This window comes from Streptomyces sp. ADI95-17 (assembly GCF_003846175.1).
GTDB classification, from domain to species: domain Bacteria; phylum Actinomycetota; class Actinomycetes; order Streptomycetales; family Streptomycetaceae; genus Streptomyces; species Streptomyces sanglieri.
The window spans coordinates 1,158,513-1,173,575 of sequence record NZ_ML123045.1; the positions used below are offsets into that span (position 1 = coordinate 1,158,513).

The 15,063-nt window shown below is 69.4% G+C and carries 17 protein-coding genes; 13 read left to right on the forward strand and 4 right to left on the reverse strand.

Annotated features, from left to right (window positions below):
* The first annotated feature begins 268 nt into the window (after window positions 1–268).
* On the forward strand, window positions 269–1,222 hold the full coding sequence (locus EES42_RS13240) for a heme o synthase (protein WP_164495230.1): 954 nt from the start codon (window positions 269–271) through the stop codon (window positions 1,220–1,222).
* A 97-nt stretch (window positions 1,223–1,319) separates the two neighbouring features.
* On the forward strand, window positions 1,320–1,676 hold the full coding sequence (locus EES42_RS13245) for a hypothetical protein (RefSeq protein ID WP_124718324.1): 357 nt from the start codon (window positions 1,320–1,322) through the stop codon (window positions 1,674–1,676).
* Window positions 1,677–1,770: 94 nt separating this feature from the next.
* Here EES42_RS13245 and EES42_RS13250 read toward each other — a convergent pair whose 3' ends face one another.
* The 3 genes from EES42_RS13250 to EES42_RS13260 all read right to left on the reverse strand — a co-directional run bounded on the left by EES42_RS13250 (window position 1,771) and on the right by EES42_RS13260 (window position 4,573).
* Window positions 1,771–2,784: a COX15/CtaA family protein gene (locus EES42_RS13250; RefSeq protein ID WP_124718325.1), complete on the reverse strand. Its 1,014-nt coding sequence runs from the start codon at window positions 2,782–2,784 to the stop codon at window positions 1,771–1,773.
* Between the two features lie 98 nt (window positions 2,785–2,882).
* Window positions 2,883–3,650 (reverse strand): ABC transporter permease, encoded by a 768-nt coding sequence (locus EES42_RS13255; RefSeq protein WP_124718326.1) that lies wholly within the window; start codon window positions 3,648–3,650, stop codon window positions 2,883–2,885.
* Window positions 3,647–4,573, reverse strand: a complete 927-nt coding sequence (locus EES42_RS13260) for an ABC transporter ATP-binding protein (protein ID WP_124718327.1) — start codon at window positions 4,571–4,573, stop codon at window positions 3,647–3,649. The genes EES42_RS13255 and EES42_RS13260 overlap by 4 nt, the downstream gene beginning before the upstream one ends.
* Before the next feature lie 136 nt (window positions 4,574–4,709).
* Here EES42_RS13260 and EES42_RS13265 point away from each other — a divergent pair, with 136 nt between their 5' ends.
* The 9 genes from EES42_RS13265 to EES42_RS13305 all read left to right on the forward strand — a co-directional run bounded on the left by EES42_RS13265 (window position 4,710) and on the right by EES42_RS13305 (window position 12,835).
* On the forward strand, window positions 4,710–5,450 hold the full coding sequence (locus tag EES42_RS13265; RefSeq protein WP_124718328.1) for a helix-turn-helix transcriptional regulator: 741 nt from the start codon (window positions 4,710–4,712) through the stop codon (window positions 5,448–5,450).
* Window positions 5,447–6,868: a Fe-S cluster assembly protein SufB gene (sufB, locus tag EES42_RS13270; protein WP_114243915.1), complete on the forward strand. Its 1,422-nt coding sequence runs from the start codon at window positions 5,447–5,449 to the stop codon at window positions 6,866–6,868. The genes EES42_RS13265 and sufB overlap by 4 nt, the downstream gene beginning before the upstream one ends.
* 59 nt (window positions 6,869–6,927) lie before the next feature.
* Window positions 6,928–8,109, forward strand: a complete 1,182-nt coding sequence (sufD, locus tag EES42_RS13275; RefSeq protein WP_124718329.1) for a Fe-S cluster assembly protein SufD — start codon at window positions 6,928–6,930, stop codon at window positions 8,107–8,109.
* Entirely contained in the window at window positions 8,109–8,426 is a 318-nt protein-coding gene (locus EES42_RS13280) for a bifunctional 3-phenylpropionate/cinnamic acid dioxygenase ferredoxin subunit (RefSeq protein WP_124718330.1), read from the forward strand. The genes sufD and EES42_RS13280 overlap by 1 nt, the downstream gene beginning before the upstream one ends.
* A gap of 7 nt (window positions 8,427–8,433) precedes the next feature.
* The gene (gene sufC / locus EES42_RS13285) at window positions 8,434–9,198 is read left to right on the forward strand and encodes a Fe-S cluster assembly ATPase SufC (protein ID WP_124718331.1); all 765 of its coding nucleotides are present in this window, start codon (window positions 8,434–8,436) and stop codon (window positions 9,196–9,198) included.
* Window positions 9,195–10,451 (forward strand): cysteine desulfurase, encoded by a 1,257-nt coding sequence (locus EES42_RS13290; RefSeq protein ID WP_093539688.1) that lies wholly within the window; start codon window positions 9,195–9,197, stop codon window positions 10,449–10,451. Before sufC ends, EES42_RS13290 begins: the two co-directional genes overlap by 4 nt.
* Before the next feature lie 25 nt (window positions 10,452–10,476).
* Window positions 10,477–10,932 carry a Fe-S cluster assembly sulfur transfer protein SufU gene (gene sufU, locus EES42_RS13295; protein WP_072483050.1) on the forward strand — a complete coding sequence of 152 codons (456 nt, stop codon included), beginning with the start codon at window positions 10,477–10,479 and terminating at the stop codon, window positions 10,930–10,932.
* The gene (locus tag EES42_RS13300) at window positions 10,929–11,267 is read left to right on the forward strand and encodes a metal-sulfur cluster assembly factor (protein ID WP_093539690.1); all 339 of its coding nucleotides are present in this window, start codon (window positions 10,929–10,931) and stop codon (window positions 11,265–11,267) included. The genes sufU and EES42_RS13300 overlap by 4 nt, the downstream gene beginning before the upstream one ends.
* Window positions 11,268–11,440: 173 nt before the next feature.
* Entirely contained in the window at window positions 11,441–12,835 is a 1,395-nt protein-coding gene (locus EES42_RS13305; RefSeq protein ID WP_124718332.1) for a DUF3616 domain-containing protein, read from the forward strand.
* Window positions 12,836–12,979: 144 nt separating this feature from the next.
* Here EES42_RS13305 and EES42_RS13310 read toward each other — a convergent pair whose 3' ends face one another.
* A complete protein-coding gene (locus EES42_RS13310; RefSeq protein WP_124718333.1) occupies window positions 12,980–14,014 on the reverse strand; it encodes a hypothetical protein in 1,035 nt (344 codons plus the stop codon).
* A gap of 186 nt (window positions 14,015–14,200) precedes the next feature.
* Between EES42_RS13310 and EES42_RS13315 the strand changes: the two genes are divergently transcribed.
* Complete coding sequence (locus EES42_RS13315; protein ID WP_124718537.1) at window positions 14,201–14,521, forward strand: DMT family transporter; 321 nt, start codon at window positions 14,201–14,203, stop codon at window positions 14,519–14,521.
* Window positions 14,521–15,057, forward strand: a complete 537-nt coding sequence (locus EES42_RS13320; RefSeq protein WP_124718334.1) for a TetR/AcrR family transcriptional regulator — start codon at window positions 14,521–14,523, stop codon at window positions 15,055–15,057. The genes EES42_RS13315 and EES42_RS13320 overlap by 1 nt, the downstream gene beginning before the upstream one ends.
* Window positions 15,058–15,063 lie beyond the last annotated feature (6 nt).

A 15,063-nucleotide genomic window follows, 5' to 3' on the forward strand; every position in this document is an offset into this window, starting at 1 on the left:
CTTACTTATGGGCCCTCCGATGAGCGTGTCCTCGTACTTCTGTACCGCTCCGGTGAGCGGGAGGGCTGCTCACGCGCAGTATCACGACGGCCGGACCGCCGGCCCGCGCGCCGCACCACGAGCAGCGGGCCCCGCTGCTCGCCGCGCCTGTTCAACACGACCCACCCCCGCGAAGATCGGCCTGTCCCCAACGTCTACAGTGGTCTGGTTCGCGCAAGTCTTTACCGGGCCTTCACGCCCGGAGCTTGCTGGGATTTCTCTGTCAGGGGTGTGCGTGACGGCCGTCGAGTCCCGACCCGCAGGGGTCGCCTTGACTCCCAGCCCAGGGGGCCATCGCCCGTTCGGGGCCCGTGTCAAGGCATTCGTGGCGCTGACCAAGCCGCGAATCATCGAGCTGTTGCTGATCACCACGGTTCCGGTGATGTTCCTCGCCGCTCAGGGTGTGCCCGACCTGTGGCTCGTGCTCGCCACCACCGTCGGCGGATATCTCTCCGCGGGCGGTGCCAACGCGCTGAACATGTACATCGACCGCGACATCGACGCGTTGATGGACCGTACGTCGCAGCGCCCGCTGGTCACCGGCATGGTGAGCCCGGCCGAGTGCCTGGTGTTCGGCATCTCCCTCGCCGTGATCTCGACGGTCTGGTTCGGCCTGCTGGTCAACTGGCTGTCGGCCGCGCTGTCGCTCGGTGCCCTGCTCTTCTACGTCGTCGTCTACACGATGCTGCTGAAGCGCCGCACCGCGCAGAACATCGTCTGGGGCGGCATCGCGGGCTGCCTGCCGGTCCTCATCGGCTGGTCCGCCGTCACGAACTCCATGTCGTGGGCGGCCGTCATCCTCTTCGCCGTCATCTTCTTCTGGACGCCGCCGCACTACTGGCCGCTCTCCATGAAGGTGAAGGAGGACTACGCCCGGGTCGGCGTCCCGATGCTTCCGGTCGTCGCGTCCAACCGGGTGGTGGCCCGCCAGATCGTCGTCTACAGCTGGGTGATGGTGGCCGTCTCGCTGCTGCTGACCCCGCTGGGCTACACCGGCTGGTTCTACACGGCGGTGGCGCTGGTGACCGGCGGGTTCTGGCTCTGGGAGGCGCACGGCCTGCAGAACCGGGCCAAGGCCGGTGTGACCGGGGCCAAGCTCAAGGAGATGCGGCTGTTCCACTGGTCCATCACCTATGTCTCGCTGCTCTTCGTCGCCGTGGCGGTCGACCCCTTCCTGAGGTAGTCCCGCTGCTCGACACCTGCCGACGGGCGGGGTACGTGGCCCAGGCCACGTACCCCGCCCGTCGCGCGTCCATCTACCCGTCGGTAGCATCCTGAACATGGCTGAGACGGCAGAGACCCAGATGGAGAGCGGCAAGCAGGCGGCCCGTGCGGAGCGCAGGGCGGCGAAGCTCGCCAAGGAGATCGGTGCCTTCGCCAAGGCGCACGGCGGCGCGGAAGGACAGCTCGCCTACATCGGGCAGCGGGGCGCCCGCATCGTGCTCGTGGGCGAGGACGGCGGCTGGGGCGACCTGGTCGCTCCCTCGTACGCGGTCGCCGAGAGCGCCACGCGCAAGGCCGGGATCACGATGCACGACGAGTTCGACGGCGAGTTCGCCGCGAAGGTCCGCACCGGCCCGTACGAGTGGACGCGGATGGCCGGCATCCAGATCGGCGGCCCCTCCGACAAGGCCTGACCCGCACTTCCCCCCGTACAACGGCGATCGCCGGACGGATTCCTTCTCGGAACCGTCCGGCGATCGTGGTGGAGGGGGGAGGGGCTGGCCGCGGTCAGCCGGCCGCCGCGGGCTCCGGCTGCCCTGCGGCGGGGCCGGGCACCGCGGCCACGGCCACGGGGCGCTCACGCAGCGACAGGACCACCCGCACGACCGCGATCCACACCAGGCACGAGCCCAGCATGTGCAGGCCGACCAGGATCTCCGGGGTGTCGGTGAAATATTGCACGTACCCGATCACGCCCTGCGCCATCAGCACCAGGAAGAGGTCACGGGCGCGGTGCAGCGGTCCGGCCGGCGCGTCGACGGCCTTCAGCACGAACCAGAGCGCGACGGTCAGCGCCACCACGACCCAGGCCAGATCGGCGTGCAGCTGCGCGATCATCTTCCAGTCGATCGGGATGCGGTGCACATCACTGGAGTCGCCCGCGTGCCGCCCGGCGCCCGTGACGACCGTGCCGACCGCGACCAGCAGCCCCGCGGCGACCGTGAGCAGCCAGGTCAGCTGGGACACCGCCTTGCCGACCAGCGGCCGGGGCGCCTCGTCGCCCTCGCGGGTCCGCTGCCAGGTCACCATCGCGACGGTGAGCAGCGCCGTGGAGAGCAGGAAGTGCGCCGCGACGGTGTACGGGTTGAGGCCGACCAGCACCACGATGCCGCCGAGCACGGCGTTGCCCATGACCACCCAGAACTGCACCCAGCCGAGCTTCGTCAGACTGCGCCGCCAGGGCTTGGCCGAGCGGGCGGCGATGATCGCCCAGCCGACGGCCGCGCACAGGACGTACGTCAGCATCCGGTTGCCGAACTCGATGACGCCGTGGAAGCCCATCTCGCTCGTCGCCGTGAGGCTCTCGTCGGTGCACTTGGGCCAGGTCGGGCAGCCGAGGCCGGAGCCGGTCAGCCGTACCGCGCCACCGGTCACGACGATGAGCACGGCCATGACAACGGCGGACATGGCCGCACGGCGGACCGTACGGGGGGAGGGGGTCCATCGCTCGGCGATGTACAGGAGCGGGTTCCGCGCGGCTTGAGCGACTTCGGCTCGGGTCAGCTTGGGCACGCGCACCATCGTAGGCGGCGGCTTGTGCAAGCTTTCACGAGGGGGACGAGTTACCCGAAACGCCGACGGAGCGCGTCCGCGCGCTCACGTGCGGGAGGCCGCCGGGCTCACTCCCAGCGGAAGAACCTCGCCGCCGCGCCCAGCCCGAGCACCGCCCACACCGCCAGGATGCCGAGGTCGCCCCAGGGCATCGCCGCACCGTGCTGGAGCACGTCCCGCAGACCGTCCGACAGCGCCGCGATCGGCAGCAGCCCGAGCACCGACTGCACCGCGTCCGGGAACTTGTCCAGCGGCACGATGACCCCGCCGCCGACCAGCAGCAGCAGGAAGACCAGGTTGGCCGCGGCGAGCGTCGCCTCGGCCTTGAGCGTCCCGGCCATCAGCAGCCCGAGCCCGGAGAAGGCCGCCGTGCCGAGCACGAGCAGCAGCAGGACCGCCAGGGGGTTGCCCTGCGGCGACCAGCCGAGCGCGAACGCGATCACCGTGAGCAGCGCCACCTGGAGCACCTCGGTGACCAGCACCGCGAGGGTCTTGGAGGTCATCAGCGCCCAGCGCGGCAGCGGCGAGGCCGCGAGCCGCTTGAGCACCCCGTACCGCCGCTCGAAACCGGTGGCGATGGCCTGGCCCGTGAAGGCCGTGGACATCACGGCGAGCGCGAGGATGCCGGGCGCCAGGAAGTCGACCGACTCGCCGGCGCCGGTGTCCACGATGTCGACCGCGCTGAACAGCACCAGCAGCAGCGTCGGGATGATCACGGTCAGCAGCAACTGCTCGCCGTTGCGCAGCAGCATCCGCGTCTCCAGCGAGGTCTGCGCGGCGATCATGCGGCCCAGCGGGGCGGCGCCCGGCCGGGGGGTGTACGTACCGGCGCTCATGCGCGCAGCTCCTTGCCGGTCAGTTCCAGGAAGACGTCCTCCAGGGTGTGCCGCTCCACGGAGATGCCGGACGGCATCACTCCGTGCTGGGCGCACCAGGAGGTGACGGTGGCCAGCAGCTCCGGGCCGACGTCTCCGGTGATGCGGTACGTGCCCGGGAGGATCTCGGCCGCCGCGGAGCCGTCGGGCAGCGCCTTCAGCAGCGAGCCGACGTCGAGACCGGGGAGGCCGGTGAAGCGCAGGGTGTTCTCGGCGCCGCCGCGGCAGAGCGTCTCGGGGCTGCCCTGGGCGATGACCTTGCCCGCGTCGATGACGGCGACGTCGTCGGCGAGCTCCTCGGCCTCGTCCATGAAGTGCGTGGTCAGGACGACGGAGACCCCGTCGGTGCGCAGCTCGCGCACGAGTTCCCAGGTGGAGCGGCGGGCCTGCGGGTCCAGGCCGGCGGTCGGCTCGTCCAGGAAGACCAGCTCGGGACGGCCCACGACGGCCATCGCCAGGGCGAGCCGCTGCTGCTGGCCGCCGGAGAGCCGCCGGTAGGACGTACGGCCGCAGCTGCCGAGGCCGAGGCGCTCGATCAGGGTGTCCACGTCCAGCGGGTGGGCGTGCAGTTTCGCCATGTGGCGGAGCATCTCGTCGGCGCGCGCCCCGGAGTAGACGCCACCCGACTGGAGCATCACGCCGATCCGGGGGCGGAGCTCGGCGGCGTCGGCGACCGGGTCGAGGCCGAGGACCCGCACGGTCCCGGCGTCGGGGCGGCGGTAGCCCTCGCAGATCTCGATCGTGGTGGTCTTGCCGGCGCCGTTGGGGCCGAGGACGGCGGTGACGGCGCCGGTGCGTACACACAGGTCGAGGCCGTCCACAGCGGTCTTGGGGCCGTACCGCTTCACCAGGCCGCGGAGCTGTACGACGGACTCGCTCTTCATGGCCGGTAAGTCTAGGCAGGGGCGGAGCAACCCCGTCCGCCGGGGCCGAATTAGGTAACCCTAAGTGATGAACGGCACCGTAGATCGTTTCGGACCGTGGTTGTCAGGGCCGGATGAATTACGCAACAATGGCGTTGTGAAATACGTTGGCGAGGCTCCGCAGGAGGAACTCGCGACCGGAGAGCGCTCGACGCGCAACCGGGTCGCGCGCTCCATCCTGGACCATGGCCCGTCCACCGTCGCCGATCTGGCGAAGCGCCTCGGCCTCACCCAGGCCGCGGTCCGCCGCCATCTCGACGCCCTCGTCTCCGACCGCGTCGTGGAGGCCCGTGAACAGCGGGTCTACGGGGCTCGGACCCGTGGCCGCCCGGCCAAGGTGTTCGCCCTCACCGACTGCGGCCGGGACGCCTTCGACCAGTCCTACGACAAGCTCGCGGCGGACGCCCTGCGCTGGATCGCCGAGACCGCGGGCGAGGAGGCGGTCGCCGCTTTCGCCCGCGCCAGGATCGAGTCCCAGTCCGAGGCGTACCGCACGGCGGTCGAGGCCGCGGACCCCGAGACCCGCACCGAAGCGCTGGCCAAGGCCCTGTCCGCCGACGGGTACGCTGCTACGGCGCGTAGCGCGCCCGGTCCGCAGCGGGGCGAGCAGCTGTGCCAGCACCACTGCCCGGTCGCCCATGTCGCCGAGCAGTACCCGCAGCTGTGCGAGGCGGAGACGGAGTTCTTCTCCAGCCTCCTCGGCACGCATGTGCAGCGTCTGGCCACCATCGCCCACGGCGACGGTGTGTGCACGACGTACATTCCGCGCAGCGGCCACTCAGCACCACAGACCACCAATTCAGCATCTGCAAGCACGGCCGGGAGGAACCCCGCATGACGCTCCCTACGGAGACTGCCCACCCTGAGCTCGAGGGTCTGGGCACGTACGAATTCGGCTGGGCCGACTCCGACGCGGCAGGCGCCGCAGCCAAGCGCGGGCTCTCCGAGGATGTCGTCCGCGACATCTCGGCGAAGAAGAACGAGCCCGAGTGGATGCTGAAGCTGCGTCTCAAGGGCCTGCGGCTCTTCGACAAGAAGCCCATGCCGAACTGGGGCTCGGACCTGTCGGGCATCGACTTCGACAACATCAAGTACTTCGTGCGGTCCACGGAGAAGCAGGCGGAGTCCTGGGAGGACCTGCCCGAGGACATCAAGAACACCTACGACAAGCTCGGCATCCCGGAGGCGGAGAAGCAGCGCCTGGTCGCCGGTGTCGCCGCGCAGTACGAGTCCGAGGTCGTCTACCACCAGATCCGTGAGGACCTGGAGGAGCAGGGCGTCATCTTCCTCGACACCGACACGGCGCTGAAGGAGCACCCGGAGCTCTTCAAGGAGTACTTCGGCACCGTCATCCCGGTCGGCGACAACAAGTTCGCCTCGCTGAACTCGGCCGTGTGGTCCGGCGGCTCGTTCATCTACGTGCCCAAGGGTGTCCACGTCGACATCCCGCTCCAGGCCTACTTCCGTATCAACACGGAGAACATGGGCCAGTTCGAGCGGACGCTGATCATCGTCGACGAGGACGCCTACGTCCACTACGTCGAGGGCTGCACCGCCCCGATCTACTCCTCCGACTCGCTGCACTCCGCGGTCGTCGAGATCATCGTGAAGAAGGGCGGCCGCTGCCGCTACACGACGATCCAGAACTGGTCGAACAACGTCTACAACCTGGTCACCAAGCGCGCCGTGGCCTACGAGGGCGCGACCATGGAGTGGGTCGACGGCAACATCGGCTCCAAGGTCACCATGAAGTACCCGGCCGTCTACCTGATGGGCGAGCACGCCAAGGGCGAGACCCTGTCCATCGCCTTCGCGGGCGAGGGCCAGCACCAGGACGCCGGCGCCAAGATGGTCCACATGGCGCCGAACACCTCCTCCAACATCGTCTCCAAGTCGGTGGCGCGAGGCGGCGGCCGCACCTCCTACCGCGGTCTGATCGAGATCGGCGAGGGCGCGCCGGGCGCGAAGTCCAACGTGCTCTGCGACGCGCTGCTGGTCGACACGATCTCGCGCTCCGACACCTACCCGTACGTCGACGTCCGCGAGGACGACGTGTCGATGGGGCACGAGGCGACCGTCTCCAAGGTCTCCGAGGACCAGCTCTTCTACCTGATGAGCCGCGGCCTGACGGAGTTCGAGGCGATGGCGATGATCGTGCGCGGCTTCGTCGAGCCGATCGCGAAGGAGCTGCCGATGGAGTACGCCCTTGAGCTCAACCGGCTGATCGAGCTGCAGATGGAGGGTTCGGTCGGCTAGCACAGCCTGACGACCGGATCCCCCGACCACTGACAGAGAAAGTGAGCACTACGACAGCCATGGCTGAGGCTCAGAACATCCCGGCGGGCTCCACCACCACCGGATCCATCGCGGTGGCCGCCGAGTCGACCGTCGCCACGCGCATGAGCGCGCCCCCGTCCTTCGACGTCGCGGACTTCCCGGTCCCGCACGGCCGCGAGGAGGAGTGGCGGTTCACGCCGCTGGAGCGGCTGCGCGGGCTGCACGACGGCACGGCCGTCGCCACCGGCGGCGGTGTGAAGGTCGCGATCGAGGCCCCCGAGGGCGTCACCGTCGAGACCGTCGGCCGGGACGACTCCCGGCTCGGCAGGGCCGGCACCCCGGTGGACCGTGTCGCCGCCCAGGCGTACTCCTCCTTCGAGCAGGCGTCCGTCGTCACGGTCGCCAAGGAGGCCGTGCTCACCGAGCCGATCCGCATCGCGGTGCACGGCGAGGGCGGCGTGGCCTACGGCCACCAGGTCGTCGAGCTCGGAGCCTTCGCCGAGGCCGTCGTCGTCATCGACCACACCGGTGACGCGGTGCTCGCCGCCAACGTGGACTACGTCCTCGGCGACGGCGCGAAGCTCACCGTCGTCTCCGTGCAGGACTGGGACGAGACCGCGGTCCACGTCGGCCAGCACAACGCGCTGGTCGGCCGGGACGCCTCGTTCAAGTCGATCGTCGTCACCTTCGGCGGCGACCTCGTCCGCCTCCACCCGCGCGTCAACTACGCGGGCACCGGCGGCGAGGCCGAGCTCCTCGGTCTGTACTTCACCGACAAGGGCCAGCACCAGGAGCACCGCCTCCTGGTCGACCACAACACCCCGCACTGCAAGTCCAACGCCGCCTACAAGGGCGCGCTCCAGGGCGAAGGCGCACACGCCGTGTGGATCGGTGACGTCCTCATCCAGGCCGCCGCCGAGGGCACCGACACCTATGAGATGAACCGCAACCTCGTCCTCACGGACGGCGCGCGGGTCGACTCCGTGCCGAACCTGGAGATCGAGACCGGCGAGATCGTCGGCGCCGGTCACGCCTCGGCGACCGGCCGCTTCGACGACGAGCAGCTCTTCTACCTGATGTCCCGGGGCATCGACGCCGAGGAGGCCCGTCGGCTCGTCGTGCGCGGCTTCTTCGCCGAGCTCGTCCAGCAGATCGGTCTGCCGGACGTCGAGGCGCGGCTGCTGGAGAAGATCGAGGCCGAGCTGAAGGCTTCCGTCTGATGGCCTTCGTCAAAGCCTGTGCGCTGAGTGAGCTGGAGGACGACACCCCGAAGCGGGTGGAGCTCGAAGGCGTCCCGGTGTCCGTCGTCCGTACCGAGGGCGAGGTGTTCGCGATCAACGACATCTGCTCGCACGCGAACGTCTCACTGTCCGAGGGAGAGGTCGAGGACTGCTCGATCGAGTGCTGGCTGCACGGCTCCAGCTTCGACCTGCGCACCGGCAAGCCGTCCGGCCTTCCCGCGACGCGCCCCGTCCCCGTATACCCCGTCAAGATCGAAGGGGACGATGTGCTCGTCTCCGTCACCCAGGAGTCCTGAGTCACCCATGGCAACGCTTGAAATCCGCGACCTGCACGTCTCCGTCGAGGCCGACAACGCCACGAAGGAGATCCTCAAGGGCGTCGACCTGACCGTGAAGCAGGGCGAGACCCACGCCATCATGGGCCCCAACGGGTCCGGCAAGTCCACCCTCGCGTACTCCCTCGCCGGTCACCCCAAGTACACGATCACCAGCGGTTCGGTGACCCTGGACGGCGAGGACGTCCTGGAGATGACCGTCGACGAGCGCGCCCGCGCCGGTCTGTTCCTCGCGATGCAGTACCCGGTCGAGATCCCCGGTGTCTCGGTCTCCAACTTCCTCCGCACCTCCGCCACCGCCGTCCGCGGCGAGGCGCCCAAGCTGCGCACCTGGGTGAAGGAGGTCAAGGAGACGATGGCCGGCCTCCAGATGGACCCGGCGTTCGCCGAGCGCAACGTCAACGAGGGCTTCTCCGGCGGTGAGAAGAAGCGCCACGAGATCCTCCAGCTGGAGCTCCTCAAGCCGAAGGTCGCGATCCTCGACGAGACCGACTCCGGCCTGGACGTCGACGCCCTGCGCATCGTCTCCGAGGGCGTCAACCGGGTCCGCGAGACCGGCGAGGTCGGCACCCTGCTGATCACGCACTACACGCGGATCCTCCGCTACATCAAGCCCGACTTCGTGCACGTCTTCGCCAACGGCCGCATTGCCGAGTCCGGCGGCGCCGAGCTCGCCGACAAGCTGGAGAACGAGGGCTACGAGGCATATGTGAAGGGTGGCGCTTCCGCGTGACACAGCTGCCGGGCCTCCTCGACACCGAGGCGATCCGCAAGGACTTCCCCCTGCTGGATCGTACGGTCCACGACGGGAAGAAGATCGTTTACCTGGACAGCGCCGCGACCTCGCAGAAGCCGCGCCAGGTGCTCGACGCCCTCAACGAGTACTACGAGCGGCACAACGCCAATGTGCACCGCGGTGTGTACACGATCGCGGAGGAGGCCACGGCGCTGTACGAAGGCGCCCGTGACAAGGTCGCCGCGTTCATCAACGCGCCCAGCCGCAACGAGGTGATCTTCACCAAGAACGCCTCCGAGTCGCTCAACCTCGTGGCCAACATGCTCGGCTGGGCCGATGAGCCCTACCGGGTGGACCACGACACCGAGATCGTCACCACGGAGATGGAGCACCACTCCAACATCGTGCCGTGGCAGCTGCTCTCGCAGCGCACGGGTGCGAAGCTGAAGTGGTTCGGCATCACCGACGACGGCCGCCTCGACCTGTCCAACATCGACGAGATCATCACGGAGAAGACGAAGATCGTCTCCTTCACCCTGGTCTCCAACATCATGGGCACGATCAACCCGGTCGAGAAGATCATCCGCCGGGCCCAGCAGGTCGGCGCGCTGGTCTGCATCGACGCCTCGCAGGCCGCCCCGCACATGGTGCTGGACGTGCAGGCGCTGCAGGCCGACTTCGTGGCCTTCACCGGTCACAAGATGGTCGGCCCGACCGGCATCGGCGTGCTCTGGGGACGGCAGGAGCTCCTGGAAGACCTGCCGCCGTTCCTCGGCGGCGGCGAGATGATCGAGACCGTGTCGATGCACTCGTCGACGTACGCCCCCGCGCCGCACAAGTTCGAGGCCGGTACGCCCCCGATCGCCCAGGCCGTCGGCCTCGGCGCGGCCGTGGACTACCTCTCGGCGATCGGCATGGAGAAGATCTACCGCCACGAGCACGCGATCACCGAGTACGCGGTGAAGCGGCTCCTGGAGGTCCCGGACCTCCGGATCATCGGTCCGGCCACGGCCGAGGACCGCGGCGCCACGATCTCCTTCACGCTCGGTGACATCCACCCGCACGACGTGGGCCAGGTGCTCGACGAGCAGGGCATCGCGGTCCGGGTCGGACACCACTGCGCACGGCCGGTCTGCCTGCGGTACGGAATTCCTGCGACCACGCGAGCGTCGTTCTATCTGTACTCCACGCCCGCCGAGGTCGACGCCCTGGTGGACGGCCTGGAGCACGTACGGAACTTTTTCGGATAATGGGCGAGCGGCTGAGGGTTGACTGGTGAAGCTTGATTCCATGTACCAGGAAGTGATCCTGGACCACTACAAGCACCCCCACGGGCGTGGCCTGCGGGACGGCGACGCAGAGGTGCATCACGTCAATCCGACGTGCGGCGACGAGATCACTCTCCGGGTGAAGTACGACGGCGAGACCATCGCCGATGTGTCGTACGAGGGTCAGGGCTGCTCCATCAGCCAGGCCAGTGCCTCCGTGCTGAACGACCTCCTGGTCGGCAAGGAACTGGGCCAGGCGCAGAAGATCCAGGAGACCTTCCTGGAGCTGATGCAGTCGAAGGGCCAGCTGGAGCCGGACGACGCGATGGAGGAGGTGCTGGAGGACGCGGTCGCGTTCGCCGGCGTCTCGAAGTACCCGGCCCGGGTCAAGTGCGCGCTGCTGAGCTGGATGGCGTGGAAGGACGCGACGGCGAAGGCGCTGTCCGAAGGGAAGACGGCATGAGCGACAACGAGACTCTTACCACCAAGCCGGCCTCCGAGGAGGAGGTCCGCGAGGCGCTTTACGACGTGGTCGACCCCGAGCTGGGCATCGACGTCGTGAACCTGGGCCTGATCTACGGCATCCACATCGACGACGCCAACATCGCCACCCTCGACATGACGCTGACGTCCGCGGCCTGCCCGCTGACCGACGTCATCGAGGACCAGGCGAAGTCCGCGACCGACGGCATCGTCAACGAGCTGCGGATCAACTGGGTCTGGATGCCGCCGTGGGGCCCGGACAAGATCACGGACGACGGGCGCGAGCAGCTTCGCGCCCTGGGCTTCAACGTCTGAGACGTCTGGGGCGTCTGTGACGTCTGAGCCCACTGCTGACGACGAACGGCCCCCGGCTTCGTGCCGGGGGCCGTTCGTCGTCATTGCTTCGTCTGCCGTACTCATGATGTGTGTCCCTCGTTGGCACGGGTATCGGAACGTACCCGCGACATCACGCCGACGAGAGGCATGCCGTGCTGCATCAGTTTCCGCTCCCCGACCGCAGGCTGGCCGCCACCGCGAGCGGAGTTCTCCTGCTGGCCGCGCTCGGACTCAACACACCCGCGCACGCCGCGAGTTACGGAACGCCGACGATCGCCTTCTCGGCCTCGTACCTCTCCGGTGCGGTCGGCGCGAGTGGTGACCCGGTGGTGACCGTCACCGTCGCGCAGAGCGGGGCCGACGCGAGCGCGCTCGGCGTGGCGGCGTCCGCCAGCTCCAAGTCGTCCGTCGCCGGGACCGGGGACGTGACCGTCACCGGCACCGGCGCCACCCGGCAGCTCTCCGTCGCCGCGCACGGACGCGGCTACACCGACCTCACGATCAAGGTCACCGGGCTCGACGGCAAGACCGCCACCAAGAAGCTGCACTACGCCGCCTCCGCCGCCGTGCGGAACGCCGCCGACACCCGCTACCTCACCGGATCCTCGGACGCCTCGGCCGCCGTCGATGTCGGTGGCGGCTATGCGGTCGTGGCCGACGACGAGTCCAACACGCTGCGGTTGTACGACCGTTCCGCGTCCGGCGGGCCCGTGAGGAGCTGGGACGTCGGCTCCGGGCTCGGGGCGGACAAGGAGGTCGACATCGAGGGCGCGGCCCGGGTCGGCAACACCATCTACTGGACCGGTTCGCTCGGCAACAACAAGGACGGCGAGTACAAGTCCGACCGCAACACCGTCTTCACCACGAAGGTGACCGGCTCGGGCGCCGCCACCCAGCTGACGGTGGGCGGCAAGTACGGGAAGCTCCGTGACGATCTCGTCGCGTGGGACGAGGCGAACGGCGACCGGCTGGGCTTCGCCGCGGGTACGGACGACGGTGAAGTGCCCAAGCAGATCGACGGGTTCAACATCGAGGGCCTGGAGTTCGCGCCCGGCTCGACGACCACCGCGTACCTCGGCTTCCGGGCCCCGCTCGTCCCGCCGAAGGCCGGCGGCAAGGCCCTGATCGTGCCCGTCACCAACTTCGACCGGGTGGCCGGCAGCGGGGCGAAGGCGGTCATGGGCGAGCCGATCGAGCTGGACCTCGGCGGGCTCAGCATCCGGGACATCCGCAAGAACGCCGCCGACCAGTACCTGATCGTGGCCGGTTCCTGGGCGGCCGACGACAACTCCGACCCGTACGCCCTCTACACCTGGGACGGGGTCGCCTCGCACGCGCCGGTCAAGCGGGCCGATCTGCCGACCGCCGACCCGGGCGGCTGGGAAGCCGTCGTGGACGTTCCGGACCTGACGGTGCCGGGCGCCCGGGCCCAGCTGATCACGGATTCCGGATCGGCCGATCTGTACGGGGACGGTACGGAGGCGAAGGACCTCGACAACGCCGAGTGGAAGAAGTCCCGGGCCGTGTGGTTCACCGTCGGGAGCTGACCGGCCCGGACGACGCTCTCGCGACCCGGCAGGCCGGGCGACGCGAACGGCCGTGTCCGCCGGGAGGCCGGCGGACACGGCCGTCGAGGTCGTCGGGCGCGTCCGTCCCGGCCTTCTTCGGCCGGAGTCGGCCGGCAGGCGCTGTCAGGAGCCGTACTGCGGTCCGTACTGCGGGGGTACGGCCGCCGCCTCGGCGAGGGCCGGGCCCAGGTTCTCCGTGCGCATGCGGCGGTCCACATAGAGCAGCCCGGTCACCAGCTGCGGGAACGTCGCCGAGATGAACTGGCCGATCAGCTGCCCGAGCGCCATGATCACCAGGTAGCCGCTCATGGCGAAGATGATCGCGGCGGGGTTGGGATCCTCGTCCAGGGTCGCTCCGCCGATGACGCCGGAGAACATGCCGAGGAACGAGAACGGGACCTGGATCATGTAGCTCGCCGCCCCGGCCAGGGCGAAGGCCAGCAGGGAGATCCCGAGGATCCGCCACCAGTCGCCGCGCACCAGCTGCGAGGAGCGGCGCAGGGCGGCCACCGGGGACTGGCCCTCGAACACCACGGCCGAGGGGGCCAGACTGAACTTCACCCAGAGCCAGATCGCGAGCGGGGCGGTGGCCAGGGCACCCAGGAAACCGAGCACGGTCCACAGCACGATCCCGTCGCCCTGCGACAGGGTGATGGCGCCGATGATCAATGCGAAGAAGCCGACCACCATGAGCACCATCGGGATCACCGCGATCAGGCAGGTCAGGACCACCGTTCCGAACACCGCCGGCACGCGGGACCAGGCCCGGCGCCAGATGAGGGAGAAGGTGGTCGGCCTGCCCAGCACCGCTTCCTGCAGGACCGTGGGAACGGTCGCGTACATCATGGCCGTGGCGACCGCGAAGGTGATCATGGCGACCAGCCAGACGACTCCGAAGGCGATCGCCATGGGCACCACGTCGGAGGGGACCGGGTCCTCATCGGCGCTGAGCGAGACGACCCGGTGCAGATGGCCGCTGACCGCGGAGTACCCGATCAGGGCCGTGACGGCCATGATCACCACCGCCCCGCCGTACACGGCGGCGCCGATGCCGAACAGCTGCTTCCAATAGCGCCCCAGCGTGCTGAAGGCGCCGCCGAATATGTCCCCGAGCTTCAGGGGCGCCAGCGGTATCACCCCGGGCTTCGGCGGCGGCATCCAGCCGCCCCATCCCGGCGGACCCGGGGGCCCTCCGTACGGTGCTCCGCCGCCCCACCCTGCGTCCTGCGCCACTGCTGCTCCGTCATGTGTCGTGTCCGGTGTGCTGGTCGGGACACCGTAGCGCCCCGGTCCGCGGGCGCCGCCCGTACCGTCGCACGGGCGGCGATGCGTACACTCGTACACATGGGATACGGACTGCTGGCTGCGGCGATCGCGGCGGAGGTGGCCGGCACGACGGCCATGAAGTACAGCGAGGGCTTCACCCGGCTCTGGCCCTCGCTGATCACCGTCGCGGGATACCTCGTCGCCTTCGGTCTGCTCGCCCAGACGCTGAAGACGCTGTCGGTGGGCACCGCCTACGCGATCTGGGCCGGGATCGGCACCGCCGCGGTCGCCGCCATCGGCATCCTCTTCATGGGCGAGTCCGGCAGCCCGGTCAAGCTGGCGGGCATAGCGCTGGTCATCGCCGGAGTGGTGGTGCTGAATCTGGGCGGAGCCCACTGATGGCGCGCCGCTACGACCCCGAGCGGCGCGACCGCATCATCGACGCAGCGATCAGGGTGGTCGGCTCCAAGGGCATCGCGGGGCTGAGCCACCGCTCCGTCGCGGCCGAGGCGGATGTGCCGCTCGGCTCGACGACCTATCACTTCGCCTCGCTGGACGAGCTGTTGATCGCGGCGCTGCGCCGGTCCAACGAGAACTTCGCCGAAGTCATGCGGGAGAGCGGGGCGTTGGCCGACCCGGCGGCCGACCTCGCCGGGGAGCTGGCCCGGCTGCTGGGGGAGTACTTCGCCGGCGGCCGCGGACGGGCCGAGCTGGAGTACGAGCTGTATCTCGCCGCGCTCCGCAGGCCCGCGCTGCGGCCCGTCGCCGCCGAGTGGACCGACAGCACCGCCGAACTGCTGTCCCGGCGCACCGATCCGGCCACCGCGCGGGCGCTGATCGCGCTGATGGACGGGATCTGTCTGCAGGTGCTGCTCACCGGCGGCGAGTACGACGAGGCGTACGCGCGGGAGATGCTGCGGCGGATCGCCGGGTGACGGCCC

What these genes read in the sequence shown, in the direction of transcription:
- EES42_RS13245 (WP_124718324.1), top strand. Translation starts at nt 1,320, where the DNA reads ATGGCTGAGACGGCAGAGACCCAGATGGAGAGCGGCAAGCAGGCGGCC.
- EES42_RS13280 (WP_124718330.1), top strand. Translation starts at nt 8,109, where the DNA reads ATGGCCTTCGTCAAAGCCTGTGCGCTGAGTGAGCTGGAGGACGACACC.
- EES42_RS13315 (WP_124718537.1), top strand. Translation starts at nt 14,201, where the DNA reads ATGGGATACGGACTGCTGGCTGCGGCGATCGCGGCGGAGGTGGCCGGC.
- EES42_RS13260 (WP_124718327.1), bottom strand. Translation starts at nt 4,573, where the DNA reads ATGAAGAGCGAGTCCGTCGTACAGCTCCGCGGCCTGGTGAAGCGGTAC.
- EES42_RS13255 (WP_124718326.1), bottom strand. Translation starts at nt 3,650, where the DNA reads ATGAGCGCCGGTACGTACACCCCCCGGCCGGGCGCCGCCCCGCTGGGC.
- EES42_RS13300 (WP_093539690.1), top strand. Translation starts at nt 10,929, where the DNA reads ATGAGCGACAACGAGACTCTTACCACCAAGCCGGCCTCCGAGGAGGAG.
- sufD (WP_124718329.1), top strand. Translation starts at nt 6,928, where the DNA reads ATGGCTGAGGCTCAGAACATCCCGGCGGGCTCCACCACCACCGGATCC.
- EES42_RS13250 (WP_124718325.1), bottom strand. Translation starts at nt 2,784, where the DNA reads ATGGTGCGCGTGCCCAAGCTGACCCGAGCCGAAGTCGCTCAAGCCGCG.
- sufB (WP_114243915.1), top strand. Translation starts at nt 5,447, where the DNA reads ATGACGCTCCCTACGGAGACTGCCCACCCTGAGCTCGAGGGTCTGGGC.
- EES42_RS13320 (WP_124718334.1), top strand. Translation starts at nt 14,521, where the DNA reads ATGGCGCGCCGCTACGACCCCGAGCGGCGCGACCGCATCATCGACGCA.
- sufC (WP_124718331.1), top strand. Translation starts at nt 8,434, where the DNA reads ATGGCAACGCTTGAAATCCGCGACCTGCACGTCTCCGTCGAGGCCGAC.
- EES42_RS13310 (WP_124718333.1), bottom strand. Translation starts at nt 14,014, where the DNA reads ATGCCGCCGCCGAAGCCCGGGGTGATACCGCTGGCGCCCCTGAAGCTC.